Origin of the sequence: Pelagibacterium sp. (assembly GCF_035555455.1) — a bacterium.
In the GTDB taxonomy this organism is placed as follows: Bacteria; Pseudomonadota; Alphaproteobacteria; order Rhizobiales; family Devosiaceae; genus Pelagibacterium.
The window spans coordinates 15478-41528 of the sequence record NZ_DATMGM010000006.1 but is presented as its reverse complement, the minus strand read 5'-3'; the positions used below and the strand labels follow the sequence as shown (position 1 = coordinate 41528).

30 protein-coding genes, 1 tRNA gene and 1 pseudogene are annotated in these 26051 nt (G+C 60.3%); 13 read left to right on the top strand and 19 right to left on the bottom strand.

Going from position 1 to position 26051, the window contains the following annotated elements; all coding sequences use genetic code 11:
• Positions 1 to 253: 253 nt before the first annotated feature.
• The 3 genes from VNS12_RS00825 to VNS12_RS00815 form a co-directional block, all read right to left on the bottom strand.
• On the bottom strand, positions 254 to 967 hold the full coding sequence (locus VNS12_RS00825) for a hypothetical protein (RefSeq protein ID WP_325485938.1): 714 nt from the start codon (positions 965 to 967) through the stop codon (positions 254 to 256).
• A gap of 33 nt (positions 968 to 1000) precedes the next feature.
• Positions 1001 to 1879 (bottom strand): DUF2971 domain-containing protein, encoded by an 879-nt coding sequence (locus VNS12_RS00820; protein ID WP_325485937.1) that lies wholly within the window; start codon positions 1877 to 1879, stop codon positions 1001 to 1003.
• Between the two features lie 437 nt (positions 1880 to 2316).
• The gene (locus VNS12_RS00815) at positions 2317 to 2910 is read right to left on the bottom strand and encodes a recombinase family protein (RefSeq protein ID WP_325485936.1); all 594 of its coding nucleotides are present in this window, start codon (positions 2908 to 2910) and stop codon (positions 2317 to 2319) included.
• A gap of 577 nt (positions 2911 to 3487) precedes the next feature.
• Here VNS12_RS00815 and VNS12_RS00810 point away from each other — a divergent pair.
• Positions 3488 to 3742, top strand: a complete 255-nt coding sequence (locus VNS12_RS00810) for a hypothetical protein (protein WP_325485935.1) — start codon at positions 3488 to 3490, stop codon at positions 3740 to 3742.
• A 222-nt stretch (positions 3743 to 3964) separates the two neighbouring features.
• On the opposite strand, the gene VNS12_RS00805 is transcribed toward VNS12_RS00810, so the two are convergent.
• The 6 genes from VNS12_RS00805 to VNS12_RS00780 all read right to left on the bottom strand — a co-directional run bounded on the left by VNS12_RS00805 (position 3965) and on the right by VNS12_RS00780 (position 9191).
• Positions 3965 to 4342: a BRO-N domain-containing protein gene (locus VNS12_RS00805; protein ID WP_325485934.1), complete on the bottom strand. Its 378-nt coding sequence runs from the start codon at positions 4340 to 4342 to the stop codon at positions 3965 to 3967.
• Between the two features lie 429 nt (positions 4343 to 4771).
• Positions 4772 to 5545 (bottom strand): hypothetical protein, encoded by a 774-nt coding sequence (locus tag VNS12_RS00800; RefSeq protein WP_325485933.1) that lies wholly within the window; start codon positions 5543 to 5545, stop codon positions 4772 to 4774.
• 47 nt (positions 5546 to 5592) lie between these two features.
• Positions 5593 to 5763, bottom strand: coding sequence for an RNase H family protein (locus tag VNS12_RS00795; protein WP_325485994.1), 171 nt, complete (start codon positions 5761 to 5763; stop codon positions 5593 to 5595).
• Positions 5690 to 6184, bottom strand: coding sequence for an RNase H family protein (locus VNS12_RS00790; RefSeq protein WP_325485932.1), 495 nt, complete (start codon positions 6182 to 6184; stop codon positions 5690 to 5692). Before VNS12_RS00790 ends, VNS12_RS00795 begins: the two co-directional genes overlap by 74 nt.
• A 62-nt stretch (positions 6185 to 6246) precedes the next feature.
• Entirely contained in the window at positions 6247 to 8529 is a 2283-nt protein-coding gene (locus VNS12_RS00785; RefSeq protein WP_325485931.1) for a hypothetical protein, read from the bottom strand.
• Between the two features lie 128 nt (positions 8530 to 8657).
• Positions 8658 to 9191, bottom strand: coding sequence for a virion core protein, T7 gp14 family (locus VNS12_RS00780; RefSeq protein ID WP_325485930.1), 534 nt, complete (start codon positions 9189 to 9191; stop codon positions 8658 to 8660).
• A gap of 208 nt (positions 9192 to 9399) precedes the next feature.
• Here VNS12_RS00780 and VNS12_RS00775 point away from each other — a divergent pair, with 208 nt between their 5' ends.
• Positions 9400 to 9552, top strand: coding sequence for a hypothetical protein (locus VNS12_RS00775; RefSeq protein ID WP_325485929.1), 153 nt, complete (start codon positions 9400 to 9402; stop codon positions 9550 to 9552).
• Positions 9553 to 9956: 404 nt separating this feature from the next.
• On the opposite strand, the gene VNS12_RS00770 is transcribed toward VNS12_RS00775, so the two are convergent.
• The 4 genes from VNS12_RS00770 to VNS12_RS00755 form a co-directional block, all read right to left on the bottom strand.
• Positions 9957 to 10274, bottom strand: a complete 318-nt coding sequence (locus VNS12_RS00770) for a hypothetical protein (RefSeq protein ID WP_325485928.1) — start codon at positions 10272 to 10274, stop codon at positions 9957 to 9959.
• Between the two features lie 167 nt (positions 10275 to 10441).
• The gene (locus VNS12_RS00765; protein WP_325485927.1) at positions 10442 to 12088 is read right to left on the bottom strand and encodes a hypothetical protein; all 1647 of its coding nucleotides are present in this window, start codon (positions 12086 to 12088) and stop codon (positions 10442 to 10444) included.
• 85 nt (positions 12089 to 12173) lie between these two features.
• Positions 12174 to 12260 (bottom strand) — tRNA-Leu (locus VNS12_RS00760).
• 124 nt (positions 12261 to 12384) lie between these two features.
• Positions 12385 to 12618, bottom strand: coding sequence for a FliM/FliN family flagellar motor switch protein (locus VNS12_RS00755; RefSeq protein WP_325485926.1), 234 nt, complete (start codon positions 12616 to 12618; stop codon positions 12385 to 12387).
• Positions 12619 to 12698: 80 nt separating this feature from the next.
• On the opposite strand from VNS12_RS00755, the gene lipB reads away from it, so the two are divergent.
• The 9 genes from lipB (at position 12699) to VNS12_RS00710 (ending at position 18602) form a co-directional block, all read left to right on the top strand.
• Complete coding sequence (gene lipB, locus VNS12_RS00750) at positions 12699 to 13433, top strand: lipoyl(octanoyl) transferase LipB (RefSeq protein ID WP_325485925.1); 735 nt, start codon at positions 12699 to 12701, stop codon at positions 13431 to 13433.
• A gap of 56 nt (positions 13434 to 13489) precedes the next feature.
• Positions 13490 to 14020 carry a DUF4282 domain-containing protein gene (locus tag VNS12_RS00745; protein WP_325485924.1) on the top strand — a complete coding sequence of 177 codons (531 nt, stop codon included), beginning with the start codon at positions 13490 to 13492 and terminating at the stop codon, positions 14018 to 14020.
• A 220-nt stretch (positions 14021 to 14240) separates the two neighbouring features.
• On the top strand, positions 14241 to 15584 hold the full coding sequence (gene rimO / locus VNS12_RS00740) for a 30S ribosomal protein S12 methylthiotransferase RimO (protein WP_325485923.1): 1344 nt from the start codon (positions 14241 to 14243) through the stop codon (positions 15582 to 15584).
• Complete coding sequence (folP, locus tag VNS12_RS00735) at positions 15581 to 16441, top strand: dihydropteroate synthase (protein WP_325485922.1); 861 nt, start codon at positions 15581 to 15583, stop codon at positions 16439 to 16441. The genes rimO and folP overlap by 4 nt, the downstream gene beginning before the upstream one ends.
• Complete coding sequence (gene folB / locus VNS12_RS00730; RefSeq protein WP_325485921.1) at positions 16434 to 16820, top strand: dihydroneopterin aldolase; 387 nt, start codon at positions 16434 to 16436, stop codon at positions 16818 to 16820. Before folP ends, folB begins: the two co-directional genes overlap by 8 nt.
• Positions 16820 to 17266: a 2-amino-4-hydroxy-6-hydroxymethyldihydropteridine diphosphokinase gene (gene folK / locus VNS12_RS00725; protein WP_325485920.1), complete on the top strand. Its 447-nt coding sequence runs from the start codon at positions 16820 to 16822 to the stop codon at positions 17264 to 17266. The genes folB and folK overlap by 1 nt, the downstream gene beginning before the upstream one ends.
• 124 nt (positions 17267 to 17390) lie before the next feature.
• Positions 17391 to 17714 (top strand): ArsR/SmtB family transcription factor, encoded by a 324-nt coding sequence (locus tag VNS12_RS00720; RefSeq protein ID WP_325485919.1) that lies wholly within the window; start codon positions 17391 to 17393, stop codon positions 17712 to 17714.
• Positions 17711 to 18142: an SRPBCC family protein gene (locus VNS12_RS00715; protein WP_325485918.1), complete on the top strand. Its 432-nt coding sequence runs from the start codon at positions 17711 to 17713 to the stop codon at positions 18140 to 18142. The genes VNS12_RS00720 and VNS12_RS00715 overlap by 4 nt, the downstream gene beginning before the upstream one ends.
• Before the next feature lie 34 nt (positions 18143 to 18176).
• The gene (locus VNS12_RS00710; protein WP_325485917.1) at positions 18177 to 18602 is read left to right on the top strand and encodes a DUF1801 domain-containing protein; all 426 of its coding nucleotides are present in this window, start codon (positions 18177 to 18179) and stop codon (positions 18600 to 18602) included.
• 15 nt (positions 18603 to 18617) lie between these two features.
• Here VNS12_RS00710 and VNS12_RS00705 read toward each other — a convergent pair whose 3' ends face one another.
• The 6 genes and pseudogenes from VNS12_RS00705 to VNS12_RS00680 form a co-directional block, all read right to left on the bottom strand.
• Positions 18618 to 19391 carry an ATP12 family chaperone protein gene (locus VNS12_RS00705; protein WP_325485916.1) on the bottom strand — a complete coding sequence of 258 codons (774 nt, stop codon included), beginning with the start codon at positions 19389 to 19391 and terminating at the stop codon, positions 18618 to 18620.
• On the bottom strand, positions 19391 to 20395 hold the full coding sequence (locus tag VNS12_RS00700; protein WP_325485915.1) for an RluA family pseudouridine synthase: 1005 nt from the start codon (positions 20393 to 20395) through the stop codon (positions 19391 to 19393). Before VNS12_RS00700 ends, VNS12_RS00705 begins: the two co-directional genes overlap by 1 nt.
• 63 nt (positions 20396 to 20458) lie before the next feature.
• Positions 20459 to 20749 (bottom strand): type II toxin-antitoxin system RelE/ParE family toxin, encoded by a 291-nt coding sequence (locus VNS12_RS00695; protein ID WP_325485914.1) that lies wholly within the window; start codon positions 20747 to 20749, stop codon positions 20459 to 20461.
• Positions 20749 to 20985, bottom strand: coding sequence for a ribbon-helix-helix protein, CopG family (locus tag VNS12_RS00690; protein WP_325485913.1), 237 nt, complete (start codon positions 20983 to 20985; stop codon positions 20749 to 20751). Before VNS12_RS00690 ends, VNS12_RS00695 begins: the two co-directional genes overlap by 1 nt.
• A gap of 167 nt (positions 20986 to 21152) precedes the next feature.
• Positions 21153 to 22481, bottom strand: a pseudogene (locus tag VNS12_RS00685) (replication-associated recombination protein A).
• Positions 22482 to 22507: 26 nt separating this feature from the next.
• On the bottom strand, positions 22508 to 23899 hold the full coding sequence (locus VNS12_RS00680; RefSeq protein ID WP_325485912.1) for a DegQ family serine endoprotease: 1392 nt from the start codon (positions 23897 to 23899) through the stop codon (positions 22508 to 22510).
• Positions 23900 to 24209: 310 nt separating this feature from the next.
• Between VNS12_RS00680 and VNS12_RS00675 the strand changes: the two genes are divergently transcribed.
• Together VNS12_RS00675 and VNS12_RS00670 are read left to right on the top strand one after the other, a co-directional pair.
• A complete protein-coding gene (locus tag VNS12_RS00675) occupies positions 24210 to 25361 on the top strand; it encodes a type III PLP-dependent enzyme domain-containing protein (protein WP_325485911.1) in 1152 nt (383 codons plus the stop codon).
• Entirely contained in the window at positions 25361 to 25903 is a 543-nt protein-coding gene (locus VNS12_RS00670) for a P-loop NTPase family protein (RefSeq protein WP_325485910.1), read from the top strand. The genes VNS12_RS00675 and VNS12_RS00670 overlap by 1 nt, the downstream gene beginning before the upstream one ends.
• Positions 25904 to 26051 lie beyond the last annotated feature (148 nt).

Sequence of the window (26051 nt, the reverse complement as noted above, 5' to 3'; positions counted from 1 at the left end):
CTCCGTTCTCCCAATCAGGAAAAACGACGCCATCCCCTTTTCCGTTCCGGAAGACGGGACTCAAACGCTAAACCGCGCACGCCAGAACCTGACACGCGCTACGGCCGAGATAGCAAATTGGAGAATCATTGCCCTCACAAGAGAGCAGATGGTGCGGTCGAGAAGAAACAGCAATTTCGCCACTCGACCGTTGATTTCATTGAGTTTTTCCGCCCGCCGATGAGGGGATTTGTAGCGGGGTTTGTAGCGATGGTCAAGCAGGCGCGCCGGATTGAACTTCTTCGTCAGTGAGCCCCACCCGCGCCAGCACCATTCGCCCGAGCGAGCTGACATAGTGATGCCCCTTCAACTGCCCATCGTGGTCGTATTGGGGCATGTCATACTCGCCTTTGCTCATACTGAAATTCAGGAGCCCAAGGGCCTCTAGCTTGCGATAAGATGCTCGGTACAGTTCATGGCGAATGTGAGCCTCATCCGAGGCACTTAGGGAAGCAAATGGTGGACGGATGGCCTCCAGCTTCGTCCAGCCGTGCCGCTCATTGTTGGCATCCAGAAGCAACAAGTCATCATCTCCGAGTTCTCCAAGGATGCGCAGGATTTTTAGCTCTTTGAGCTTCCCTAGTTCTTCTGCGTGAATGCCATTGGCCACGCATCTCGCCAAAAACTGCCTCCGCTCATCTGTGAAAGCACGGGCTGCTTGCGCGATACCCTCCTCAACAAGGGGGATGCTTCCCTCATGGTTTATCTTGGAGGCAGCCCCAAGCCGATCAAGCTCTGCCGCGAGATGCGCCAGGAACGCCTCTACCCGGTCCAAACGCTGGTTCGGAATGACCGCCGTAATCAGCTCCGCGAGGAACGGACCAGCAATCGGCGCACTGCCAGCCAGTGAGCGGGCCAATGCTGCGGTTCGATCCGCCACGTTATTCCCGAGATGCGGCCTAGCACCGCCCTTGATTGAGTCACCCATGCCTTCCCCTTTACGAGGCTGCCGCACCGTCATCTATATGTGGCAGTGGACTGCCGAAATGCGTACGTTCCGAAAGCCAGCTGCATTGAGCGCCATAGAGATTTCGTTCCCGCTATTCGAGCTCTTAGGCCCCACGACGATCTCCGTTATCGCCTCCGCTCCTAAGCCGCTTAGAGGCAGCTCAATATAAGAAACAACACCGCCATTTCGCGCAGCCCTAAAATGCACCGGGAGCTTCTTCTTGCTCACCCTCTCTCCGGACCCTCCATTGTCCGTCAAAGTCCATTGGCCCTGATCATTTACTCGTGCATCTAGAGCCCGCAGGATGCGAACCTCCTTCTCCTCTGAAAAGGCCGGGTTCTTGTAGAAGGCCATATCCATCGAGAAGAAGGTGCCCATCTCGAAAAGGAACTTTTTCTTCTCTTTTTCGGGGACGTCTGTGTGAACTTCATGAGCAGCGAGGAGCCAAGTACGAAAATGCTCCACCTGCTTTTCCCTAGAGTATTCAATGGGCGCGATACGGATGGAAAGGGTTCCCACCTTTTTGGCATCAAACCCTATAGCAACTCCACTGCCATCGTCGGCGTATGCGCGCCATTGGCTAAGAACATCTCCGTCCGTCGAGAACGCGCATAGCATGGGTAGCAAACGCAGCCGGCTAGTGCTTATGACCTCATCCACCAGTTCCACGAAGTCCCTGCCAACTTGGTCCAGTACTGCGTTTGCTGCTTCGATGAACCTATCGTAGGCCCAATGGACCTCCCCGAAATCGTTCATCGTGTTCACGTCTGACAGCCACAGACATTTCCTTTGAATAATTGAGAGGAACGTCGAGGTGGAGCAGTAATGGTAGAGCGTTGGGTGCTGGTCCGCATCCAATGTGGGAGCGTATGCTAAGTCTTTTACGGTCAAAGTTCTTGGCCCGATTTTCAGGGTGCATGTACCAAACAGTTCGCCCCAGCTACCTATGATCTGGCATTGCGAGAATGGATAACCGCCCCCGGTTCAACAACCGTGCTGCTACTGGAGGAGGCCCGAACGTCTCCCGCTGTCCCTAGAATGTGAGCCGTGCCTTCGTTGATCACGGCTCCCCGGACTGTTCCAAGAACAGTGACCTGTCCTCCCGGTATTACCGTTAGGTCTCCCGTGATCAACCCATGAAGAGTGAGTTGCCCCTCCACGAGGACGCCCCCAATTACGGTGCCGTGGAAGGTGGAATGGTCTCGGACCCGAACAGGTCCACTCACAACACCATTACCCTGAAGGTCCATTGCCGTTTCCCCTTGTCATGTTCGGCAAAACCAATAGACACGCCCCGCCAGATAGACGCATTGCAATTGCGGCGAACCTCACGCTGCTACTGCCTTGTCGATGCGCTGAACTGCCGAGACACCAATTCCGAGGGCCTTGGCCACCTTCACGATGCCCATTCCCTGGCTGCGGAGTTCCCGAACTTTGGCTTCCATTTTCTCGCTATGCCCTGGGCGCCCTAGGCGCTTGCCCTGTGCTTTAGCCCTCGCAAGTCCAGCATTTACCCGCTCCACAATCATCGCCCGCTCGAACTCAGCGAACACGGCCATCATGCCGAACATCGCGCGACCTGAGGGCGTGGTGGTGTCTAGTGCCTGCTGGTGAAGATAGAGGTCAGCACCACGCCCATGCAGTTCCCCTAAGAACGCGGTAAGGTCCTGCATCGAGCGCCCCAGCCGGTCCACCGACCACGCTGCTACCATATCCACCTCGCGGCGCGTCACCGCCTTGAGCATGGCGTCATACGCTGGCCGTTTATCGCGCCCCTTTGCCCCCGACACTCCAGCATCTTCGAACACCTCCACCACATCCCACCCCGCCCGTTGGGCAACGGCCTCAAGCTCACGGCGCTGATTATCGGTGGTTTGCTCGTTAGTAGAGACGCGAAGATAGAGGGCAACTCGCTTGGTCATAGTGGGCACTCCTCATTTTGATATGGCATACCGAATACAGTTGTTTACGGTATATCGTCAAGCGGCTTTGGATACGCCCGGAATTGCTGGGGCATCGTTGGACGAATTGCTAGGGGGTTTCGGTATGGCCCTAAGGCGCGTTAGAACAGCTTACGGAAAAACGGGTGGGTCCTTTGGAAAACCCCTGCAATCGGCACCGTCAACGCCAAGGAGTGTCAAGGCCTTGGTATAGGTGTCTCCGAAGACGTACCCCTCATAAACATCGTCCATAACCGCAGTCATGGCGACAGCATACCCTGCCCACCTACGAATACGTTCGGCACTCCCGTCTTGAATTGCACAGGTCAGGCCGAAGGATGCCTCCATGGCCCAGTCGTGTACATAGTCTTGCGCCTGAGCGGTGTGCTGGAGAGCAAGCGCCATCGCGATGGTTGGGAAGATACTACGCATAGAAGTTGCATATCGTGCAGAGTAGCGCAGCGCAACCGACCCCACGGGGGGACGCTCTGATCAGCTATATGATCTTGCCTTCTCGCAAATTTTCGACAAAACATTCGGGGCACTTACGGGGGAAATCATGCGAATTATGTTAGCGATAGCCAATTTCGTTCTTGTTTTTGTCGTCCTTGGAGGCATCTTGAACGCTTATAGACCATCCTCAATTACCTGGCTTATGGCCGGGCTTCTGATGCTGTTGTTTATGGCTAACACGATTTACCTCTCCGACATCCGTACCTTAAAGAGTGGGCGGATACGAAGGATGTTTGGATATTGGCTGGATGCGAAGGAAGCCGATCTCAAAGCAAAGGCAGGTAAAGCTGAAGAAAGGTAACCTATCGGGCGTCTATAGTAGAATTGACCGGTGGGAAGGTGGGGGAGTGAATACCCCTCAGCACCCGCTCACGACACCACAAACACCGCATCAGTACCCTGTATATGTAACCCCGGGTCCCCCTAATGTGGGGGGTAATTGACCTACCGCATGCATGGTCATTGCTGCCGCACCCCCTACTACATATAGACCTGAGCGAACCCCTCGGGCAGCGGCATTCCCCTACCGATCATCCGCCCTTGCGCTGTCCCGTGCTTCCTCGTTGAGGAGATAACCGCCTGTCTTCCGGATGGACGGGAGGACCTCACGGGTTACCCAATCCTGGAACTTGCGGGCCTCAGGTTTGTCCGAGCGCATGATGAGCTTGTAGAGGCCGGACTCGGAGATGAGGTTGAGCGGCTTGCCTCCACGCATCCCAAAGTGTGACCGTTTCACTTTGGAAATCTCACTTGCGTCCATGACATCGTAGGCGTGGGAGACTCCTCCCGCCTTTCCATAAAGGACATGAAGAATGTCAGCCCCGAGGAACCACGGCTCGCCCTCGATCATCAGGACGCGCAGCTCAAGGCCAGAGGAGTTGAAAGTTTTAAGGTCAGACATGGGCTTCCTTCTGCGGCCTAGAGCGCCGCGCGGGGCCACTCTCGGAGGTCATGAGCAGGTTTCTCAAGCCTCTGTCGGTACGTACCGGTCCCGTACGAACCTGATCTTCAGACAGAATGCGGGAGCACGCCCGTCCTAGTTTATCGCTTCCCTGCATCCGAAGCAGGGTAGTCTCATCAGCGGCGAGATGGCCGAGAGAGAGGGCTGCTGCTTCTTGAAGAGACTATCAACAGTACCCTTCGTCAGGTGAGGGGTAGAGCGGCGAGGTAGCTGTTCTCAATGCCTCAGAATGCTGGCTGTAGCGCGCCTGCCTAATAATTACGCAAGGTGTCGTGGGTGTGGAGCTGAATAGCAAGTTCGCATCATCCACACCCACAACATGCTCAAAAGTGCCAATTTGGCACCCGTAACGATTGGCACCTTTGCGGGTTAGAAGTCTTCGTCTTCGTCCAGTTCGTCAGACACGGGGTTGCGTTCCCGGAGCAACCTGCTCACCTCCTGAACGCGTCTTCCGGTGTAGTATTCGATGAACCTTACCATGACCTCTGGGCGGTCCGCATAACGCGTCCCAAAGGTGCGGACCATCTTGTCAGCCAGTGCTCTGGCATCCGCATCGAGCATCGTTTCAATATCCTCTTCGGTGTAATCGGGATTGGGTTTCTTCTGGTATGCCTTTAGTGCCATTCTCCAGCGCATATGCTGATGGCCGTCAGGCCCGAGGTCTCGGAGCACTCGTCGCATAGTGGTGACCTGTCCGCGTCCGATACCCGCGCTGGCCATTATCGTTGCAAGCGAGAAGCGGCATTGCCGGGTCGCATCGAGCTTCACAAATTTCCAACCACAATCCATCCTTTCGTCTTTGGTCATCGGCAGGGTGTGCATTTGGTTGCGCCGCTGGCCCTCCAGAATGGCGGCTTCGATGGGCCCGGTGAATATCTCCACGGGAATGCCATCGTGCCGTTTAGCGGACTCGTATGCCGCCTTTCGGTGCCTCCCATCGATTAGAAAGAGCCGCCCGCCGCGACGCAACGCGAGTACAGGGGTTAGGTCGGCATTGTGCTGTAGGCCGCGCAGAAGGCTATCGACGTGATACCCGCTGATGGCTGTGCGAGATTGGAAAATGTCTAGCTCTATAAGGGCGCTGGGTGGCACTCGTGCGGGAGCTGGTCCGGCATCTGGCGGTAACGCTTCGAGCATACGCATGTCAGCCGCTACGCCTTCTTCTCCGATTATGGCGTCCGGGCCCTCCGTCACTTGAACCACGTGGGGTGCTCCTTCCTGATAGCCTTGTCTCCCTCCAAGTACGCGCCACGAGCGGCATTGCTAGCCAGCGTATCGGCAGTTTCATTAAGACCGTGCAGGGCGTGGCCTTTCACCCAGCGCCATTCCAGCGATGAGCGCCCCTGCTGAAGAGCGTCCAGTTCCTCCCAGAGATCGCGGTTCTTCACTGAACCACCGAAGTTCCGCCAGCCTTTGGCCTTCCCATTGCTCTAGGCGGCCCCTCATGCCCAACACGACATATTCGCTATCGCTGATCACGACCGTTGGAATGGCTTCCTTGAGACCGGTCAGTCCACGAATGGGGCCCATGAGTTCCATGCGATTGTTGGTGGTAAACAGCTCTTGCCCCGCAAGGCAGCGCTGCCGGAGGACTGTGAGCCCCTCCCGAAGCTGGATGACCACGCCCCAGCCGCCAGTGCCGGGATTACCCTTGCAGGCCCCATCAGTGGCAAGAACGTAATGACGGCCTTCAATGGACACTTCGGTATCGCGTCCTGACATGGCTTCGTCGGGGCCCTCAGGGTGCCCATTAGGCGGCGTTGGGTATTGATTGTGCTGCATCGTAAATTCCCTTGAGCGAGCAAAAGAAAACCCCCACGCCGAAGCGCAGGGGCCATTAAGATTTATCGGTGGGTTGTGTTAGGCCAGTCGGGCTCGGTCCAGTCCCAAGTTCCCTGTGGGCCTTGGGGTCTCTCAAGAGGAACGAGGGTGGGCTCATCGCTTCCCTCATCGAACTCGGCGCGGAACACGCCAGTGTGGTTCTGGAAGAAGCCGGGACGTCCAGGCGAAGGGCTGAGCCCCTGTTCGCGGGCAGCGTTTCTCGCGTTCGTGGTGCGCGTAATGCGGAGTTGCTGAGCTTGTTCGTGGGCTTGCTGGTGACCGGTGAGGTCTTCCAGCGTGAAGTAGCGCCGCGAAACGTCCTCCACAGGCATTCCCGTAAGTCCATGAACGATCATCCACGCCCCGGTGCCATTGGACGCTGGGACCACCGTAAGCTCACCCGCGTCCCACCCTTCATCAGGGAAGTCCTGCACGTAGGTGTTGACCATGTCTCCTGCCCATTCTCCGAACCGAGGGGGGAGCTCCCTGTCCGAGGTGTTAATCCACCACCCATTGATGTTGGTGTGGGTCGCCTCGAACCGCTCTTTGGCCTCCTTCACGGAGTTCACCGCAGGAAGTCCGAGGGCGGCGTAGAGGTTGGCAATCCGAGATATTTCCGTACCGACCGCATAAGCATTTCGGGTGTCGGTTCTCATCGGTCCAACATGCCACCATTCACTGCCCAGCCCCTGCACCTGTTGCTCGATTTGCAGGGCAGTCTGCGCGAAGGCAGCTCCACGGAACTGGTCAGGGTCATTGGTGGCCTGCTGAGCAATAGCTATGGCCTGTCCCTCGTCCTGTCCCATGAATGTTCTGGCGATGCGGTACGCCTCGAAAAACTCCATGTTGGTTTCGTTTCCAATATGATTAGCCAGCAAGCGGGGATTGGAGGCATGGAGCCGCATATAGAGGTCCAACGATGCTGCGAGATTATCAGGCAATGCACCGCCGGAGGTTGTGAATACTGTTGCCGAGACCGGGGCGGCTGCGAGCATGTTCCTCCAACGTTCGTTGGTCAGGCCGTTGATCGATAAGAGTTCAACTTCCCTGCCGAATGCCTCCTCAGGGGTGCTCCGGCCCGCCTCCACTTCGCGTTCCAGACTGTCTTCGATTTCCTTGGCCACCAGCTTGCGCCACTGGTCGCCGGATATGGAGCGTTCTCCGCCCGCCTCTGTGAGAACTGACGTATCGCCCAGCCATGCTGCCCTGCCGACCTTTGCAGCCTCCATTCCGACTTCCAGCAAAGACCGCTCGGAATGCTGCGCAGCGGCGATGTCAGCTAGGCGATCAGTTTCGCGGCGCTGCTGTTCTAGTGCCTGTTCAACGGCATTGTCATTGGTCCTAATGAGCGCGTGAACACGTTCATCAGAGAAGGCACCGGGGTTGGCCTCATGGTGCGCTAGAAGCTCCTCGCGGTTCATCCGCCCATCATTGGCGGCGTCTGAGAACTCTAACCACTTCTCCAGTGACACCCTCTGGTTGGCGTCGAACATCACCGTTTCTGCCCGCCGCAATATCCTCGCGGCATCAGCGGCAAAGTCTCGGTTATCCCCCAAGGCCCCCAGTTGTGTCCCGTCCTCACCCCTCCGAGGTGTCCTGAGGATGGCCTGAACCATCTCGTAATTGCCCTCTTCGGCCAGCGCTGAAGCGACCCTGAGCAGTTCCGCATCTTGGTCCTTGAACGAGACATGGAGCATCTGCTGGTTTTCGCCATAGCGGCCCCGAATGGCATTGAAGACCTCTTCCGGGGTTGAGCCCTCGGCGAGCATTTCACGGGTCATCCCGAGGAAGGTATCGAAGACACCCCCTTGGGTTTCGTTGACCATCAGCCCGGTTTTATATTCTGCCTGACCAGCTTGCGCCCTCGCATTGAAGTTCTGCATGAGCTGATTGTAAGTGGAGACAAAGAACCGGTTGTCGCCGTACTGGTCGAGGTCGGCCCTCATGGCCGTTGAGATGAACTCATCGAGGTCCCCGCCCACCTTGTCGAAGTCGGTCTCATAGGCTTGGGTCAGCTCATTGATGCGACGATAGGCGAGCCGCTCTCCATACTGTTTCATAAAGGCAGCTTGGAACCACGGGTTTTCCATTTCCCGTATGGTGCCCGCCTCGACTGCCGATTGGGCCTCTTCGAAGCTCATTCCGGCGAACCTTCGATTGGCGAGGTCCTCCATCTCCTGTTGCTTCCGGGAGCCCTCCTCCTGGAGGTAGTTATTGAGCGAGGGACTGATGGTGGCCAAGGCGTTCGCAAAGGCGAGCAGTTCGTTGCCCTGTTGGGGAGCTTCAGGACGCGCGTAGGTGCTCACCGGGCGGGCCGTAGGGGTAAGCTTCGGGGCCCGCATCTCGCCAGCTGAGGGGGCCGGTATGCGGCCACTGTTCGGTTTATCACCGGGGGACTGAACGCCCATCCGGCGCAGGCCAGTTACTCGGTTGGTCATCGGGCACCTGCTGTCATGCGGTTATAGGAATTGACGGAGTCGAGACCGGCCCCGGCGATGCGCAGACCTGCGGCAAAGAAGCTGGGCTTGGTCCCCTTCGGAACGGCGTTCGCTTTGCCTTCGCCCGCTGCGCGGATGCCTTGCTGCTCATACTGAAGCTGTCGTGTGGTCCATTCGACCTGTTCGTCCAGCCGGTCAGTGTAAGCGCCTTCCTGCCCGTAGAAGTCCCGCAAGAGAGCATCAACGGACAGGCCCGATACGCCGCTCTCTCCAGCCGCCACAGTGGCCCTTGCGCGGGCAGCGCGGGCATCACGTGATACGGCAGCCTTCTCAGCCCCCATAGCGTCCTGCTCTTGGAGAACACGGGTGAGATTGGCGTTGTATTGCTGACGGGTATCTTCTTCGGCGCGCCTGCGGTTGTCTAAGCGGCACTGCTCGTGTTCATTGTAGGCTTGCACCTCGCCAGCGTATTGGACCACGGACTGAGCCGCGCCAATCGCGAGCGAAACCATCATCAGTGGCTCACACATGTTCGCCTCCATTCTGGATACGCTCAAAGGGGAGGAATGGCAGGCGTCCCGGACCGAAACCGGGAACGGGCTCTGAGAACGTAAAGCCAACCCGGCTAAGCCATCGCCGGTATGGGGTATTCCGCTCGTCCAAGTAGTTGGCTAGGCGTGGGTACTTCCGATGGAATGCCTCAATCCATTTCGGCGCTTCTGATAAAAGGAGGCGTCGATGGGCATCGATCTGGGAACAGGCCAGAGCCCACACCAGGCCCGTCTCATGGATAAATGGGTGAGGAACCACGCCGAACATCATAATTGGCGTGTCAGCTCCGTCTGCGACCGTGAAGGCGTCAGCCGCTTCGCCCAGACCGGAGATGAGTGACGAGAGCGGGTCAGTCGCTCCTGCTGCGATAACCGCCTGCACATCAGCCTCCCGTAGCCGTGGGGCCAGACTGCGGGCATCGGCAAGTACGGCCCTGCGGACGCGAAGGATTACGTCGCCGCTTGTTTCCGTCCAAGATGCGGGCTGCAGCGGTCTTGCAGCGTCATCGGCAATTGTTTTCTGGTTTGTCATTTTCAGGCCTTAAAATGGAAAAGGGCCGCCCCATCGGACGACCCTGATTTGTTTTCGCGAAAGTGAATTCGACACAGTGCGGCCGGTTTCGCGGCTACTGTGGCTGTAGGTGGGGGGTAATCCTTGGCTCGAAACGCGTCACTGTCGCCTTAGGTGAGGGGTTATTGTTCGTAACTATGAGAAAAACACCCGCCCACGGTGCCACGCGGTAACTACTGCACCGGAGCGTTCCACTTCGGCGTCACTGAAATACACCCCTGAATGCGGCCCAGGTAGAATTCCCAGTCATGCGGCGAGAGGCGCTCATGGCCAAAGCCCACATTGACCTCAACCCATTCGATGTACGTGCTGAACCGTGTGAATGGCAGCCGGAGATAGACGGCCCGGAGCATCTTTTCGTCGAAGAAGTGGGCGTAGTGATCGTAGCAGAACTGATGCCAGTCGAGGCGTACTATCCCGCGCGCAACGTCCCAGCCTTCCGTGCGTCCGTTCTGAATGAAGGTGGCAATGTAGAAATAGATACCGCGCATGGAAAACCTCTTTGGTCGCGGTGGTGTTGCCCGTCATCGGGCACCATGAGGGAGCAGCTCAGGACAAGCCGCAGAAGCCCTCAGGAAGGCACGCAGAGTCATGGAGAGGCCACGGCAGGGTAAGCCCGCGCCGCGCCAAAAGCCGCCCTATGCGCCCACCAGAGGACTCAGCGGGAGCGCTTAGGCGCTTCGACGGGGTAGCGCGGAAAATCTCGGATTGCTTCGGCCAAGTCCTCAACCGTGGGCAGTTCATAAATCGCGCCTACGTGACCAGCACTGTGACCGCAAAACGCGTCCCGAAGACGCTGCTCGATCTTGGCCCTTGCCGCTCTCCGCTTAAAGGTATGCCGCCAGCCGTGGTTGGGCCCTACCCCCGGGTCCTTCACGCCAAGCTTCCGTACCCAATCAGCGAGTTTCTGACGGGTTTGCACATAGAGAGGGCGAGGTGGATTTAGAGGGTCTACGATCTTCTGAGCCTTGGCGATGGCAGCATCGTAAAAGAGTGGCCCCGGCTTGGAAGCCTGAACAAACTCGATGAAACCCTGCTCAATAAGATGCTCGTGGAGGACCACAGTGCGCTCTACATTGCCTTTGACCGCCCCTGCCGCCGTTCGAATGTGCAGCATCCAGAAGCCGTCCTTGTGCTCCTCAACATCCTCCCTGCGCAGCTGGGTCATTTCACCGGAGCGCGAGCCGGTATAAGCACACAACCACGGCACCCATCGGATTGCTTTTTTGAGGTGGGGTGCCATCCGCTTCGAATTCAACGTCAGACTGGCCCTAAGAATCGCTTCCGCATCCTCTTCGCGAAACTCAGTCTTGCTCTGACCAGTTCGCGCTACTGCCAACCTGATGCCATCAAACGGGTTTTCCTGAATTCTCTTTTGGTCTTTCACCCAATTGAAGATTCGGCGCGCTGCCGTCAGCCAAACCTCGTTAACGGTCCGGCCCTCCCGACTTCCCGCCATCAGTTCATCTTTCCACCGCACGGCCTCGTCACCCGTCATGGTGGCAATATCCCGACCGTCTAAAAACGTGTTGAGGTGTTCAAAGACACCGCGCCAACGATTAACGGTCGATGCAGCTGGCTTCCTCTCCATTACCCAAGCTTCGAAGGCCTCCCAAGCCGTCCAGCCCGAAGTCTTCACCTGAGAGTTTCCAAGGGGGGAATGCTGGGGAAACTTTTCTCGGCGCTGGTCAGGGCGATAGTCGCCACCAGCTCTACGCCTGAGCAGCGCTGAGACAGCGCCGAGTTCATCCCCTACCGCGATCACAAAGGCACTAAGGGATGCGGGCGTAAGTGTGACAGCTTCCAGCGCAAGGAAAGTGAGTACCTGTCCTAGCTCCTGCACACGGCCTTGAACAATCGCGGTTTCGCGTGGGTCGAAGTTTTCTTGACGCTCCGCTGTCTCAGAAGAGTTTTCTCCGCTGCCGCCGAAGGCCCTCAGGACCTCCTCGTACCGCTCGTATAGATCGCTCCATGCGTCCGGCGTTAGCGGGTCATCTTCATGTTGTGCGATGAACCAATCGTACCAGCGTCCAACTAAGGCATGAAGTTGCCGATGGGTTAGCTCTTCCGCCTCCCCAGCGAGCGAACCACGGAGCCGTCCGATTCGCCCCTCGATCTCTGCAAGCCATTCCGAAAATTCGATCTTGGCCTTGGATTGGGAAATTCCAGCGGGAGACCTGAAGCGCTCCTCTTGGCGAACACCATAGGCCTGCTGATAGGAATCACGAACATCGGCTGGGATACCTTTGCGGGCAAACCAATCACCGTTTTTCGCTCTAGTCAGGCTGGTCATCAGGATATTCATTTGTAGCGCCCTTTGTAGTGATCGGGCGTCTACAACTCATTGAAATCGCTTATGTCTTTGGGATTTCACAAGGAACCCAGAGACTTGGTGCGGTCGAGAAGACTCGAACTTCCACAGGTGTTACCCCACAGCGACCTCAACGCTGCGCGTCTACCAATTCCGCCACGACCGCACTGTCTGGGGAATGCTTGCGTCCGCTGGACGAAGCGAGGCTGCATGTAGCAAATGGTTCCCGGTCCCTCAAGAGGCTATTTACGAGAACTGGGGATAAAAATTTATCCGCCCTCTTTCGCTACTCAGGCGGGCTTGATCACCTTTTGCGTCACCACCACATTGAGTTGGCCGTCATCCACCTGCACCTCGCCCTTGGCGACGAGGGTATTGTTGGCGTAAATGCGCATGGGATCGTGTTCAAACGCGTCCAGTTCGATCACCGCGCCCCGCCCCATCCGCAACAGATGGTGGATGGGCAGGATGGCAGCGCCCAGTTCCACGGAGACATCGACTTCGATGGTTTCGACCGTATTCATGAATAACCCGGCTCAGAATGGGGATAACGCGCAGCGGCAAGCCTGGCCGCCCAGACGCAGGCTGCGAGCATCGCCCCATCATGGTTAGTGAAGCGTTAACAGCTCAGTGCACCGCGCCGGGCACGAGCGCCCCAAAACTGCTGCGCGCCGACCAGCGCCCCGCACACTGGGTGATCGCCGATGCCCCGGTGCCCTATCCCACCGCCCTCGACACCATGCAAAAGCACGCAAGGGCCATTGCTTCGGGCGAGGCGAGCGAGGCGCTATGGCTTCTCGAACATCCCCCGCTCTACACCGCCGGCACCTCAGCAAAAGCGGGCGACCTGCTCACTCCCGACCGCTTTCCCGTCTATGAGGCCGGGCGCGGCGGCCAGTTCACCTATCACGGCCCGGGCCAGCGCGTCGTCTATGTGATGCTCGACCTGCGCGAGCGCGGACGCGATATCCGCTGCCTCGTCTCGGGGCTGGAAAACTGGGTGATCGACACCCTCGCCGCCTTCAATATCATTGGCGAAAAGCGCGATGGCCGCATCGGCGTCTGGGTGCGCCGGCCGGAAAAGGGCCCCTTCGCCGAAGACAAGATCGCCGCCATTGGCGTGCGCGTTTCCCGCTGGGTCAGCTTTCACGGCATTTCGCTCAATGTCAGCCCCGACCTCGACCATTATTCGGGCATCGTCCCCTGCGGCATCAGCCAGCATGGGGTGACGAGCTTTGAGGATCTGGGCCATCTGGTGAGCCTGCACGAAGTCGATTCGGTGCTCAAATCCACTTTCGAGCGGCACTTTGGCCCGGTAAGGGTTGCCTCGTCGCTGTGAGCGCGACAAGGTGCCCCACGAAATTTTGCGATTCCTGAACGCGAGGAAACCTCGACATGCGGTTCGACGATCTGCGCAAGCTGGCCACGGGCAATGTCCTGTTCAATCTGGGCCGGATCATTTCGCCGCGGCTGGTGACCATTGTTTACCTGCTCGGCCTCGCTTCCATCGTTCTGTGGGCGATCAATCATGTGTTCGCCACCTTCCGCTTCGGCTTCGGCAACGGCTTGTGGGGCCTGCTGGAAATCGCCGTATTCGGCCTTTTGGCCATCACCGTGCTGCGCATCGCCTGCGAAGCTGTGATCGTCTATTTCCGCACCCACGCCGCTGAGGCCGACGACATCACCCCGGCCCGCCCCTCCGCGTCGCTGATCGACGAGGTGCGCGAGGCGATCGAGGAACTTGCCGATCAGGAAATCGACTCCTTCGAGCCTGAGCCCGAACCCGAACCTGCGATGCCTGCGTCAGCGGCTCCGCTCACCCCCGCGCCACCCCTCTCCCCTGCTCCGGCGGCGGAAGACCCGACCTTCGTGCCCGACCCGGACGCGCCAAAGATCGATCCCGTGTCAGAGAGCAAGACCGAATAGGGCGCGGCTGCGACCTTTTCGCCTCCAGCGCATAAATCTCCCGAATCAATAGGCTCTGCCCCCTGCGCAGCCCTGCCGTGCTGCGGGCAAAGATTGACCTTTTCGCGCTTTTCGCTATGAAACGCACACATTCATGCGAGTATCGTGCCACGAGACGCTGCCCGAAACCCGGTTCGGCGCCGTTCGCACTTCGCCATCGATAAGGAAGTGACGCCCGCCCATGAGCGCGCCGCAGAACGCCCCCAAGATCGGACTTGTCAGCCTCGGCTGCCCCAAAGCACTGGTCGATTCCGAACGCATCCTCACCACCCTGCGCGCGCAGGGCTATAGCTTCTCGCCCTCTTATGAGGGCGCGGATGTGGTGATCGTCAACACCTGCGGCTTTCTCGACAGCGCCAAGGCCGAAAGCCTCGACGCCATCGGCGAGGCCATCACCGAGAACGGCCGCGTCATCGTCACCGGGTGTCTGGGTGGCGAGGAAGAGCTGATCCGCAAGACCCACCCCGGCGTCCTGGCCATTTCCGGCGCGCAGCAATATGAGGCGGTGGTTGAAGCGGTGCACGCCGCGGTTCCCCCCGTGCCCAACGCCTATGTGGATCTGGTGCCGGAACAGGGCCTGCGCCTCACCCCGCGCCACTATGCTTATCTCAAGATTTCAGAGGGTTGCAACAATCGCTGCACCTTCTGCATCATCCCTTCCATCCGCGGTGATCTGGTCTCGCGCCCCATCGCTTCGGTGCTCTATGAGGCCGAACGGCTGGTCAAGGCAGGCGTCAAGGAGATCATGGTCATCTCCCAGGACACCTCGGCCTATGGCGTCGATATCAAATACGCCACCTCCCCCTATCGCGGCCGCCAGGTCGAAGCCCGCTTCCAGACGCTGGCTGAAGAACTTGGCCAGCTCGGCGCGTGGGTGCGGATGCACTATGTCTATCCCTATCCGCATGTGGACAAGGTCATCCCGCTGATGGCCGATGGGGTGATCCTGCCCTATCTCGATATCCCTTTCCAGCATGCCTCGCCGCAGGTGCTCAAATCCATGCGCCGCCCGGCCAATCAGGAAAAGACCGCCGATCGCATCCGCCGCTGGCGCGAAATCTGCCCCGACCTCGCCATCCGCTCGACCTTCATCGTCGGCTTCCCCGGCGAGACGGAAGAAGATTTCCAGATGCTGCTCGATTGGGTCGGCGAGACCAAGATCGATCGCGCCGGTGCATTCCCCTATGAGCCGGTGACCGGTGCCCGCGCCAATGATCTGGGCCTGCCCGAAGTGCCCGACGAGGTAAAGCAGGAGCGCTATGGCCGCCTGATGGAGGCCCTGCAAACCGTCTCCGCCGAGCGCCTCGCCGGCAAGGTTGGCCGCACCATCGATGTGCTGGTCGATGATGTCGAGCCCGAGGAAAACCGGGTCATCGCCCGCTCGCAATGGGATGCGCCCGAAATCGACGGCAACGTCATCGTCGAGGACGCCTCCGGCGTCAAACCCGGCGATATGATCTCGGTCAAGGTGGTCGATTCCGACGAATATGACCTCTACGCCATTCCCGCCGGATCGGTGCAGTGACCCATCTTCGCTATGACGTTCCGTTGCGCGGCTCCAGCCTTTCGCTGGGCCGCACTCCGCTCGTCATGGGCATTCTCAACGTCACCCCCGACAGCTTTTCCGATGGCGGATCATATTCCACCATCGAGACAGCCCTCGCGCAGGCGCGCTCCATGGTCGCCGAAGGCGCCGATATTCTCGATATCGGCGGCGAAAGCACCCGCCCCGGCTCCGATCCGGTTCCGGTGCAGCAAGAGCTCGATCGCGTCATGCCCGTGCTTGATGCCCTCGCCGCGTCAGGCTCGCAAACGCCAGTGTCGATCGACACCAGCAAGGCTCTGGTCGCCGATCAGGCGGTGCAGGCCGGCGCATCGATCATCAACGATGTGCGCGGCCTCCAGCACGATCCCGAGATCGCCGCTGTCGCCGCCCATCACGGGGCTCCGGTCATCATCATGCACTGGGACACCGAACGCGACACCGCGCGCGATCTGATCGATGAGATGAAGCGCTGGCTGGATATTTCCATCGCCATCGCAACCCAGGCCGGCATCGCCCGCGAAAAGATCATTCTCGATCCCGGCTTCGGCTTCGCCAAAAGTCTTGCGGAAAACTACGCCCTGCTGCGCCGCCTCGATGAACTGCACGCGCTAGGTTTTCCGCTTCTGGTCGGCACCTCGCGCAAATCCATGCTGGGCAAGCTGCTCGACGTGCCGCCCGCTGAGCGGGTCGCGGCGACCGTCGCCACAACCACCATCGGCTACCTGAAAGGCGGCCACATTTTCCGGGTACATGATGTGCGGGAAAACCGCGATGCCCTGCGCGTCGCCGCTGCCACGCTCTATGGCCCGAACGGCGGGAGTACCGAAAATGGCTGACTTTTCCAATCGGGACCGGATCGTCCTCAGCGGCCTCGCCTTTTACGGCTATCACGGGGTGATGCTGGAAGAAAACAAGCTCGGCCAGCGCTTCCGCATCGATCTGGAGCTTGGCCTCGATATGAGCGAAGCCGCCCTCACCGATGAGGTCGAATCGACCATTTCCTACGCCCATGTCTATGACGAGGTGCGCGACGCCTTCGAGGAAAAGCGCTTCAAGCTCATCGAAGCGCTGGGCCACCATATCATCGTAAAGCTGTTTGCCCGTTTCGAGCGTCTCGACTGGATTCGCATCCGCGTGCGCAAGCCCGAAGCGCCCTTGCCCATCGTCGTGGGCGAAGCCGCCATCGAAATGCTCAGGACGCGGGATCAGGTCTGATGGCCCGCGCTGCGCTGAGCCTTGGCGCTAATCTCGAAGACCCGGCCCGCCAGATCGATCTCGCCATCGCTACTCTGGCTGATCACCCCCACATCACCCTGGTGGCGCGCAGCACGATGCTGATCACCCCGCCCTGGGGCAAGACCGATCAGCCGGATTTTCACAATGCCGCCATCCTGATCGAAACCGACCTGTCCCCTCTCGACCTGCTCGATCTCTGCCTTGCGACGGAGGCGCAGATCGGTCGGGTGCGTCGCGAGCGCTGGGGCCCGCGCATCATCGATATCGACGTCATCGCCTATGACCGGCTGGTGCTCGATAGCAACCGGCTCACCCTGCCCCATCCGCTCGCCCATGAACGCGCTTTCGTGCTTGATCCCTTGCGCGAGATTGCCCCTGATATCGCCGACTGGCTGGTGAATCGAAAGCTCAACGCTCCCGCCTAACTGCTTGTCAGTTCAAATCAATCTGGCAGCACCACTCAATTTTCATCCCGTCATTCGCATTTTTCTTGACCGATCCATACCCGCCCGGCTATCAATAAACGCATAGCCAGTCAGGTATCGATTGATGTCCGCCACGCCCGACCTTCTGTTTCGCACCCTCGCCGATCCCACACGGCGCGCCATTTTTGAGCGGCTGTGCCGTGAGGGCGAGCAGACGGTCGCCGCGCTCACCGCCCATGCGGGGGTGTCCCAGCCTGTCGTGTCGCGCCACCTTGGCGTCCTGCGGCAGGCCGGTCTGGTGCTCGACCGCCCCTCTGGCCGCAATACCCACTACAGCGCCCGGCCCGGCGCGCTCGCCCCGCTGATCGACTGGACCAGTTCGATGACCGGGTTCTGGGAAAGCCGGTTGGACAACCTCGAAAACCTCCTCGAAAGGATGGATCAATGACCCAGCCCCAGCCCGAAGCACTTTCCGTCGTCATCGAACGGGAAATCGCCTATCCGCCGGAAAAGATCTGGCGCGCCCTCACCCAGTCGGAAATGATCGCCGAATGGCTGATGAAAAATGACTTCCAGCCCGAGGTCGGGCGACATTTCCGCCTCAGCGGTGATTGGGGCGGCGTCGATTGCGAGGTGCTCTCGCTCGATCCCCATCAATCCCTGTCCTACACGTGGAATCATCCAAACTCCGACCCCGCCTTTGACCTCAGAAGCGTGGTGACCTTCACCCTCACCCCGACAGACAACGGCACCCATCTACGCGTTGAGCAGGTTGGCTTCGGGCCCGAGCAGAAGCAGGCCTTCCATGGCGCCCGCGCCGGCTGGACCCAGCATCTGGCCAATCTCGAAAAGGCTGTTGTCCGGGCGGAAGGCTGAGGCAAGCAAAAGCACGACAAGATAAGGAGCGATCATGGCCCAACCGCCCGACAAGCCCGTTGTGCTGCTTTCGGGCGGCAATCCACAGATCGCCAAGGCCGATGGCGATGCCCCGGTGCAGGCCTATATCGCCGCCATGCCGGGGTGGAAAAGCGGCTTCGGCAAGCGCCTCGACACCCTCATCGAAAAGACGGTTCCCGATGTGCAAAAGGCCGTGCGCTGGAATTCGCCCTTCTATGCCGCGCCCGGCAAGGGCTACTTTCTTTCAACTCACGTCTTCACCAAATATGTGAAGGTCACGTTTTTCGACGGAAAATCCCTCGATCCGATCCCGCCCGGCGGCACCGAGCGCAGCCAGGATGTCCGCTGGCTCGATGTCTATGAGACCGACCCGTTCGACGAATCCCTTCTCACACGCTGGATTGAGCAGGCCATTGCCCTGCCGGGCTGGACGCCCTGACCGGGGATTTCCAGCCTATTTCAAAGCATCCAGCACATTGACCGCCGCGTCGAATTCGGTCCGGCGGTGCTTGCGCCGTTCCGAGGCTTCGAAATCCTCACCCCACAGCGAAATCTGGTAGTCTTCATCCACATGCGCTGCCGCCCAAGCCGCGTCGCGGTCGATAAGCCCTTCGCGCAGCGCGATGGCCAGCAGCCCCGAGCCGGTCAGCCCGGTCAGTGACACCATGGCGGTCACGGCAAGGTAGTCGAGTTCTGTCAGCGACGCCCGCAGCCTCTCCAGCATCTCCGGCGCCTGCGCCTTGTGGATGATCCCCACCGTTGGCTGAAAACTCACCGAAAAATGCCGCGCCAGCCGCACCAGCACATCGTCCCAGACCTGCTCCTGCCGCTCCACCAGTTCGCGTGGCGTATCGGCGCGATAGAGCAGCATGTCGTTGCCGGCATAGGTGATGACCTCGTCAACCAGCGCGGGCTGCGCCTCTGCGCCGCCTTCGGTGGCCGAGTTGATCAGTTTGACATGCGGCATCAGGTCGGGGTCGATATGGGTGCCTTGCGCCGCCCATTCCGCCCGCATCTGCTCAGCCAGCGCCTCGCTGGTGACACGCACGGGCTTGCCGGTCGGCGTCTTGGTGGGCCGGTTGTCCAGCGTCACCGCATAGGCCCCGTCCGCCTCTGTCACCCCCACATCGGTATAAAACCGCTTGGGCAGTTCGCGCAGCGCGTCCTTTTGCGCCCGCCCCGCCCCGGCATCCTGATGCTGGATGGCGTCTTCGAGAAAGTCCCGCATCAGTACCCCTCCTCTTCCGGATCGGAATCCTGCACATCATACTGGTCGGCGTTGAACCCCAGCACATCAAATGTCTGGCGCATATGCGGCGGCAGCGGGGCGGTCACGTCCAGCCGCTTGCCATTGCGCAACGGCAGTGCCAGCCGCCGCGCATGCAGATGCAGCCCTTGTCCCAGATCGTCCGGGCGCTCCCAGTTCCAGTTGTCGAGCTGGTTATAGCGCGGATCATCGACGATCGGCGTCCCCAGTTCCATCATATGCACCCGCAACTGGTGCGTGCGTCCGGTTACCGGCTTCAAGGTTACCCAGGCAAACTGGTTGGCCGCCGTATCGGTTACCGAATAATAGCTCACCGAATGCTGCGCGCCATCGACACCATTTTCGACAACGACCATCTGCTCGCCATCCTGCGTCGCCTGCCGCGCCATGAAGCATGAAATGCGGCCCTGGCGCGGATTTGGCACGCCCACCGTCACCGCCCAATAGATCTTGCGGGCCGACCGCGAGCGGAACACAGTGCCGAAATGGCTCGCCGCCGCCCGTGTCTTGGCCACCAGCACACACCCCGACGTATCCCGGTCCAGCCGATGCACCAGCCGCGGGGCCTCGCCCTTCTTGTTGGGCAGTGATTTGAGCATACCATCCAGATGGCGCTTGGTGCCCGACCCGCCCTGCACGGCCAGACCGTGGGGCTTGTTGAACACATACACCTCCTCATCCTCATAAAGGATCAGGTCGCGCAGGAACTGGGCGTCTTTTTCATTGATGCGCGGCTGGCGCACTTGCGGCTCCGGCGCATCGCCCAGCGGCGGCACCCGCACCATCTGCCCCGCCGCCAGCCGTGTATTGGTCTGCACCCGACCGCTATCGACCCGCACCTGCCCCGACCGCAAAAGCTTCTGCAGCCGTCCGAAACTGAGTTGCGCGAAATGGATGGAAAACCAGCGGTCCAGCCGCATCCCATCCTCATCCCGCGCCACTTCCCGCAATTGTACGCCGCTCATCGACAAAAACCCCGTTCTTTCGCGGCTCTTCTAGCGGGAATTGCGGCCAGCGTCATGAGACATTTAGCGTCGGAACGTTTCCGGCCATCGGCGCGCTGTATGTCGGACCGCGATAATCTCAACACTGTCATCGAAGCGATAAACGACGATATACGGCATTTTAGGCATGATCAGTTCCCGCGTGCCGCCCACCCTGCCTTCCCGCCCCACAGCGGGTGCGTCAGAAAGGATGCTGTCCACACGATCGATAATCCCGTTGATCAGGCGATAGGCGGCGTCTGGGCTGTCCGCTGCAATATGGTCCCCGATGGCTTCGAGATCGGCCAGCGCCGGTCGCGTCCACCGGACCCGCATCAACCGGAGCGATGCTTGTTGCGAACCCGCGCCAGATCATCTTCGCTGGCGAAGTCCCCAGCGTCCGCCGCAGCCAAGCCGGCCTCTACCCGATCGAGATACTGTTCCTGCCATTCCAGAGAATAGCCATTCTCCAGAGCGTCAGCGATCACCTCAGACGCGGATAGGCGCGAGCGCCGCGCAATCGCATCGACGCGCGCCTTCAGGCTCTCGGAGATATCCAGCGTCAATGTCATGGACCCAATATGGCGCAACTCTGCGTCGATTCAAAGGTGCCTCTGCCCCCACCCCTGTCATCCCGGACTTGATCCGGGATCCAGTAACCGGCAGCGCCGGGGAGAATCGCGGTGTCTGCCGATCGCTACGCTGTCGCTCCGGTCCGGGACGACGCGCCCCCCTCCCCCTACCCCCCGCGTTTCGCCGCCCGGAGCTTGCCGAAATACTCCATGCGCTTTTTGATCTCGCGCTCGAAGCCGCGCTCCACCGGGTGGTAGAAATCCTGTCGCCCGATCGTTTCAGGAAAATATTCCTGTCCGGAAAACCCCTCCGGCGTATCGTGGTCATAGATATAGCCCTCGCCATACCCTTCCGATTTCATCAGCTTGGTCGGCGCGTTCAAAATCGCCATGGGCGGGGTTGGCGAGCCGGTTTTTTTCGCCAGCGCCAGCGCCCGGTTATAGGCGTTGTAAAGCGCGTTGGATTTGGGGGCCGTCGCCAGATACACGGCCACCTGGGCCAGCGCCAGCTCCCCCTCGGGCGAGCCGAGCATGTGATAGGCGTCCTTGGCGGCAATCGAGATCGGCAGCGCCTGCGGATCGGCCATGCCGATATCCTCGACCGCCATGCGGATCAGCCGCCGCGCCAGAAACATCGGGTCCTCGCCCGCATCCACCATGCGCGCGAAATAATACAGCGCCGCATCCGGGTCCGATCCGCGCACCGATTTGTGCAGCGCCGAAATCAGGTTGTAATGGCCATCCTGGCTCTTGTCGTAGATCGGGGCCCGCCGTTGCACCAGCCGCGCCAGCCCTTGGGGGTCGAGCACCTCGTCCTCTGCCGTCGCCGCGACGACTTCCTCCACCAGCCCCAGCAATGCCCTGCCGTCGCCATCGGCCAGTCCGATCAGCACCTCGCGCGCATCCGCATCGAGCGGCAGCTCGCGCCCCAGCTCTGCCTCGGCCCGCGCCGCCAAAGCGGCCAGATCGTCGCGATCGAGGCTGCCGAATTTGAGCACCTGCGCCCGGCTCAACAGCGCCGCATTGAGTTCGAAACTGGGGTTTTCGGTGGTCGCCCCCACCAGCACCACGGTGCCGTCTTCCATCACCGGCAGAAAGCTGTCCTGCTGCGCCCGATTGAAGCGATGGATTTCATCGACGAACAACAGCGTGCGCTGCCCGGCCCGACGCGCCATGCGCGCCGCCTCGAACACCTATTTCAGGTCCGCCACCCCGGAAAAAATCGCCGAAATCTGCTCGAACCGATAATCGGCGGCGTCGGCCAAGAGCCGCGCCACGGTGGTCTTGCCGGTCCCCGGCGGGCCCCACAGGATCAGCGATCCCATGCGGCCCGAAGCCAGCATGCGCCGCAACGTGCCTTCCGGGCCCAGAATATGGGCCTGCCCGATCACCTCATCGAGCGTCGCGGGCCGCAACCGGTCGGCCAGCGGACGGTCGGTGCCCGGCTCGTCCACCGGGCGCGACGATGGCAGGCCATCGGAAAAAAGATCGCTCATGGTCCTCTCTTGGCGGCGCTGTGGCGTCAGCCGCTCACCACAGAACGGATGATCTGCCCGCCGCGTTGCAGAATGATCTGCCAGGAACGGGGCCGCTGGCTGGCAACGGATTCGAAGGTTTCAATATCACGAATCTCCATGCCGTTCAGCGAGACGATCACGTCGCCCACCCGCAACCCCATCATTGCGGCGGGGCTCCCCGCCTGCACGTCGGTCACCGCCACCCCCTGCGCCGAAAAGCCCAGCCCCAATTGCTGTGCCCGCGCGGGGGTCAGCTCTTCCGCCACCGTGCCGGCAAAGCGGGTATTGCCCGCAATGGTCACCTGACGATCGCTGGCGGGCGGCGGCGCGGCCAGCACCAGATCAGCCGTGGCCTCGGCCCCATTGCGCCACAGGGCGAGAGTAGCGGTTGCCCCCAGCGTCTTGGTGGCCACCCGATAGTTCAGCGCCTCGGGGTCCTGCACCTCAACCCCATCGATGGCGGTAATCACGTCGCCGGGCGCAAGCCCCGCCTCGGCTGCCGGGCTGTCGGGTGCCACATCGGTGATCAGCGCGCCACGGGGCGTCGCCAGCCCCAGGCTCGCCGCCAGATCGCCATCCAGCATCTGCATCTGCGCCCCGAGCCAGGGGCGCACGATCTCTCCGCCCCCCTCGCCCGCAACGGCAATCACCCGCGCCATGTTGGAGGGAATGGCAAAGCCGATGCCCTGCGAGCCGCCCGAGCGGGTGAAGATGGCGGTATTGATCCCGATCAGCCGCCCGTTCATATCCACCAGCGCGCCACCCGAATTGCCCGGGTTGATCGCCGCGTCGGTCTGGATGAAAAACTGATAATCGGTGATGCCCATGCCGGTGCGCGCCAGCGCCGAAACGATCCCGCTCGAAACCGATTGCCCCACCCCGAACGGATTGCCGATCGCGAGCACAAGGTCGCCGACTTCGAGCAGATCGGAATCAGCGAACTCCACCACCGGAAACCGCATGTCCGGCGCGTTGACCTGCAACACCGCCAGATCGGTCGCCGCATCGGCCAGCACCAGTTGTACCGGATATTCCCGCCCGTCATTGGTCACCACGCGGATATCGGTGGCTCCGTCCACCACGTGATTGTTGGTCAGGATCATCCCCGCTTCATCGACGATCACCCCCGAGCCAAGCGATTGCGACGTCTGGGGCCGCTGCTGGAACAAGGGCGAGCGCCCGAAAAACTGGTCAAAGAACGGATCGCCGAAACTGGTGCGGCGTTGCTCCACCCGCGTGGCATAGACATTGACCACGGCTGGAGCCACCTCGCGCACGATGGGTGCATAGGAGAGCTGCACCTGTTCCTGGCTCTGGGGCACCTGCCGCTCGGCCTGCGCATGACCCGCCAGCGGCACGGCGGCAATCACAAGGGCTATGAGAATCTGTCGAAACATGGGCAACCATCCGCAAATCGGGCACAGGACCGGCCAGGGTCGGTTCGGCAAAACAGACGCTGGAGTCTAGGCTGCAAAAACGCGCAATCAAGTGACAATCCGGTAAGATGGCCGCTCTGCCGGTTCCGATTCACCCCACATGCCCGATCAGGGAACCGTCTGCGTCATCCCCCCGTTGAGTCGGATACGCAAACGTGCTCAACATCGCGTCAGCCCCCGGAGTTCGTCCAGCATAAATGGGCATTGCAGAGGGGGGCAATGCAGCCTATACACCCGCGCTTTCAACCCCCGGTACAAGGTATCAAGGTCAATGGGTCGTGCACCGTCTCGCCGCTATGCGAACACTGCTGAACTGATTGCCGCAGAGGAGCCGGATAATCCCAGCTTCCTGTTTTCCGAACGTCTTCTCGTCAACGCCATCGACACGTTCAAATCGGGCTTCGATGGCCTTCTGACCTATGCGGTCAAGGCCAATCCGTCCCCGCATATCCTTGAAATCATGCACCGTGAAGGGCTCACGGCGTACGATGTCGCGTCCAATACTGAAATGGCGCTCATCAACCAATACGCCCCCGGTGCCACCATGCACTACAACAACCCCATCAAGTCGCGGCGCGAAATCGCCCGCGCCTATGAGGAATTCGGGGTGCGCTCGTTCACCATCGACCACGTGGCCCAGCTCGATCAGCTCGCTGCCGTCATCCCCCCTTCGGAAGACGTCGAGGTGACCGTGCGCTTCAAGGCCGGCAAGGCGCTCAAATCCTACGATTTCGGCACCAAGTTCGGGGTCATGGAAGATGGCGCGATCTCGATCTGCACGCTGACCAAGGCCATGGGCTATTCCACCTCCCTGTGCTTCCATGTCGGCAGCCAGTGCGAGGATGCCTATGCCTATGAGCGCCATATCGCAGCGGCTGGCCGCATCGCACTGGCCTCGGGCATTGAACTTGGCCGACTCAATGTCGGCGGCGGCTTCCCCGCCACCTATCCGTCCAGTTCCGCGCCTCCGCTCGATGTCTATTTCGACACCATTCGCACAGCCGTTGCCGACACCTTCGGGTCGACGAAACCCCAACTGATCGCCGAGCCCGGTCGCGGCCTTGTCACCGGATCGACCTCCCTGCTCCTGCGCGTAAAGCACCAGCGGGGCGAACAGTCCGTCTATCTCAATGATGGCGTCTATGGCTCGCTGATGGAGGCCATGATCGTCGAGTTCATGCCGCCGCTGCGCGTCTGGCGCGGCGATCGCATCCTCACCGGCGAAAGCTGGGGCTTCACCATTTTCGGCCCCACCTGTGACAGCTACGACATGCTGCCCCAGAGCTTCATCCTGCCCGAATCCATTGCCGAGGACGATTACATCGAGTTCGGGCTGATGGGTGCCTACACCCAGGCGTCCCTCACCCCGTTCAACGGCTTCGACCGCCGCGACCTCTATTGGGTCGACGATATCCTCGTCTGATGGCGGGGTATCCCCCGGTGCACACTCTGGGGCCGCGCATCATGGTGCTCGGCCCCACCAATTCCGGCAAGTCAACCCTGGCCGAAGCGCTGGGTGCCAAACTTGGTGTTCCCGCGATCCATCTCGACCGGCTTCGCCACCTGCCCCATACCGATTGGGAGCAGCGTCCCGATAGCGAATTCGCCGCCCTTCATGATGCGGCTATTAGCCAGCCCGCCTGGATCATGGACGGCTCCTATTCCATCTTGATGCCAAAGCGCCTTCAGCGCACCACCGGCATTATCGTCCTCGACGACACCCTCCTCATCCGTACGCTCCGTTATGTCCGGCGCAGCCTCTCCCCGCGCCGCCGGCCCGGCGGCCTTGCCGGTGGCCATGACTCGGTCAAACTGGAAATGATCGCCTGGCTCTGGAAAACACGTAACAAGGCAGGCGGCACCCGCGAGCACGTTCTCAGCCTCGGCATCCCCTGTGTCTTCTGCCATGATCGGCACGAGCTGGCCGCCCTCTATTCGGCGTGGAACCTCCATCGCCCGGACTGAATTTCCACTTTTTTGCCCAAGGCCATTCGAGCCGTTGATTTTGTGGCCATCTGACAGGCAATTGGCGCCTGATTTTTACTAACTCCATACATTTTACCCAAAGGTTCGGAGCGTTTTCCCCGATTTCGGGCAACAAAAAAGGCGGCTC

Bases quoted from the DNA above. Each gene is read 5' to 3' on its own strand.
- VNS12_RS00825 (WP_325485938.1), bottom strand. From the start codon at position 967: ATGGGTGACTCAATCAAGGGCGGTGCTAGGCCGCATCTCGGGAATAAC.
- VNS12_RS00815 (WP_325485936.1), bottom strand. From the start codon at position 2,910: ATGACCAAGCGAGTTGCCCTCTATCTTCGCGTCTCTACTAACGAGCAA.
- VNS12_RS00810 (WP_325485935.1), top strand. From the start codon at position 3,488: ATGCGAATTATGTTAGCGATAGCCAATTTCGTTCTTGTTTTTGTCGTC.
- VNS12_RS00805 (WP_325485934.1), bottom strand. From the start codon at position 4,342: ATGTCTGACCTTAAAACTTTCAACTCCTCTGGCCTTGAGCTGCGCGTC.
- VNS12_RS00800 (WP_325485933.1), bottom strand. From the start codon at position 5,545: ATGCGTATGCTCGAAGCGTTACCGCCAGATGCCGGACCAGCTCCCGCA.
- VNS12_RS00790 (WP_325485932.1), bottom strand. From the start codon at position 6,184: ATGCAGCACAATCAATACCCAACGCCGCCTAATGGGCACCCTGAGGGC.
- VNS12_RS00780 (WP_325485930.1), bottom strand. From the start codon at position 9,191: ATGTGTGAGCCACTGATGATGGTTTCGCTCGCGATTGGCGCGGCTCAG.
- VNS12_RS00775 (WP_325485929.1), top strand. From the start codon at position 9,400: ATGGGCATCGATCTGGGAACAGGCCAGAGCCCACACCAGGCCCGTCTC.
- VNS12_RS00770 (WP_325485928.1), bottom strand. From the start codon at position 10,274: ATGCGCGGTATCTATTTCTACATTGCCACCTTCATTCAGAACGGACGC.
- VNS12_RS00765 (WP_325485927.1), bottom strand. From the start codon at position 12,088: ATGAATATCCTGATGACCAGCCTGACTAGAGCGAAAAACGGTGATTGG.
- VNS12_RS00755 (WP_325485926.1), bottom strand. From the start codon at position 12,618: ATGAATACGGTCGAAACCATCGAAGTCGATGTCTCCGTGGAACTGGGC.
- lipB (WP_325485925.1), top strand. From the start codon at position 12,699: ATGGTTAGTGAAGCGTTAACAGCTCAGTGCACCGCGCCGGGCACGAGC.
- VNS12_RS00745 (WP_325485924.1), top strand. From the start codon at position 13,490: ATGCGGTTCGACGATCTGCGCAAGCTGGCCACGGGCAATGTCCTGTTC.
- rimO (WP_325485923.1), top strand. From the start codon at position 14,241: ATGAGCGCGCCGCAGAACGCCCCCAAGATCGGACTTGTCAGCCTCGGC.
- folB (WP_325485921.1), top strand. From the start codon at position 16,434: ATGGCTGACTTTTCCAATCGGGACCGGATCGTCCTCAGCGGCCTCGCC.
- folK (WP_325485920.1), top strand. From the start codon at position 16,820: ATGGCCCGCGCTGCGCTGAGCCTTGGCGCTAATCTCGAAGACCCGGCC.
- VNS12_RS00720 (WP_325485919.1), top strand. From the start codon at position 17,391: ATGTCCGCCACGCCCGACCTTCTGTTTCGCACCCTCGCCGATCCCACA.
- VNS12_RS00715 (WP_325485918.1), top strand. From the start codon at position 17,711: ATGACCCAGCCCCAGCCCGAAGCACTTTCCGTCGTCATCGAACGGGAA.
- VNS12_RS00710 (WP_325485917.1), top strand. From the start codon at position 18,177: ATGGCCCAACCGCCCGACAAGCCCGTTGTGCTGCTTTCGGGCGGCAAT.
- VNS12_RS00705 (WP_325485916.1), bottom strand. From the start codon at position 19,391: ATGCGGGACTTTCTCGAAGACGCCATCCAGCATCAGGATGCCGGGGCG.
- VNS12_RS00700 (WP_325485915.1), bottom strand. From the start codon at position 20,395: ATGAGCGGCGTACAATTGCGGGAAGTGGCGCGGGATGAGGATGGGATG.
- VNS12_RS00695 (WP_325485914.1), bottom strand. From the start codon at position 20,749: ATGCGGGTCCGGTGGACGCGACCGGCGCTGGCCGATCTCGAAGCCATC.
- VNS12_RS00690 (WP_325485913.1), bottom strand. From the start codon at position 20,985: ATGACATTGACGCTGGATATCTCCGAGAGCCTGAAGGCGCGCGTCGAT.
- VNS12_RS00680 (WP_325485912.1), bottom strand. From the start codon at position 23,899: ATGTTTCGACAGATTCTCATAGCCCTTGTGATTGCCGCCGTGCCGCTG.
- VNS12_RS00675 (WP_325485911.1), top strand. From the start codon at position 24,210: ATGGGTCGTGCACCGTCTCGCCGCTATGCGAACACTGCTGAACTGATT.
- VNS12_RS00670 (WP_325485910.1), top strand. From the start codon at position 25,361: ATGGCGGGGTATCCCCCGGTGCACACTCTGGGGCCGCGCATCATGGTG.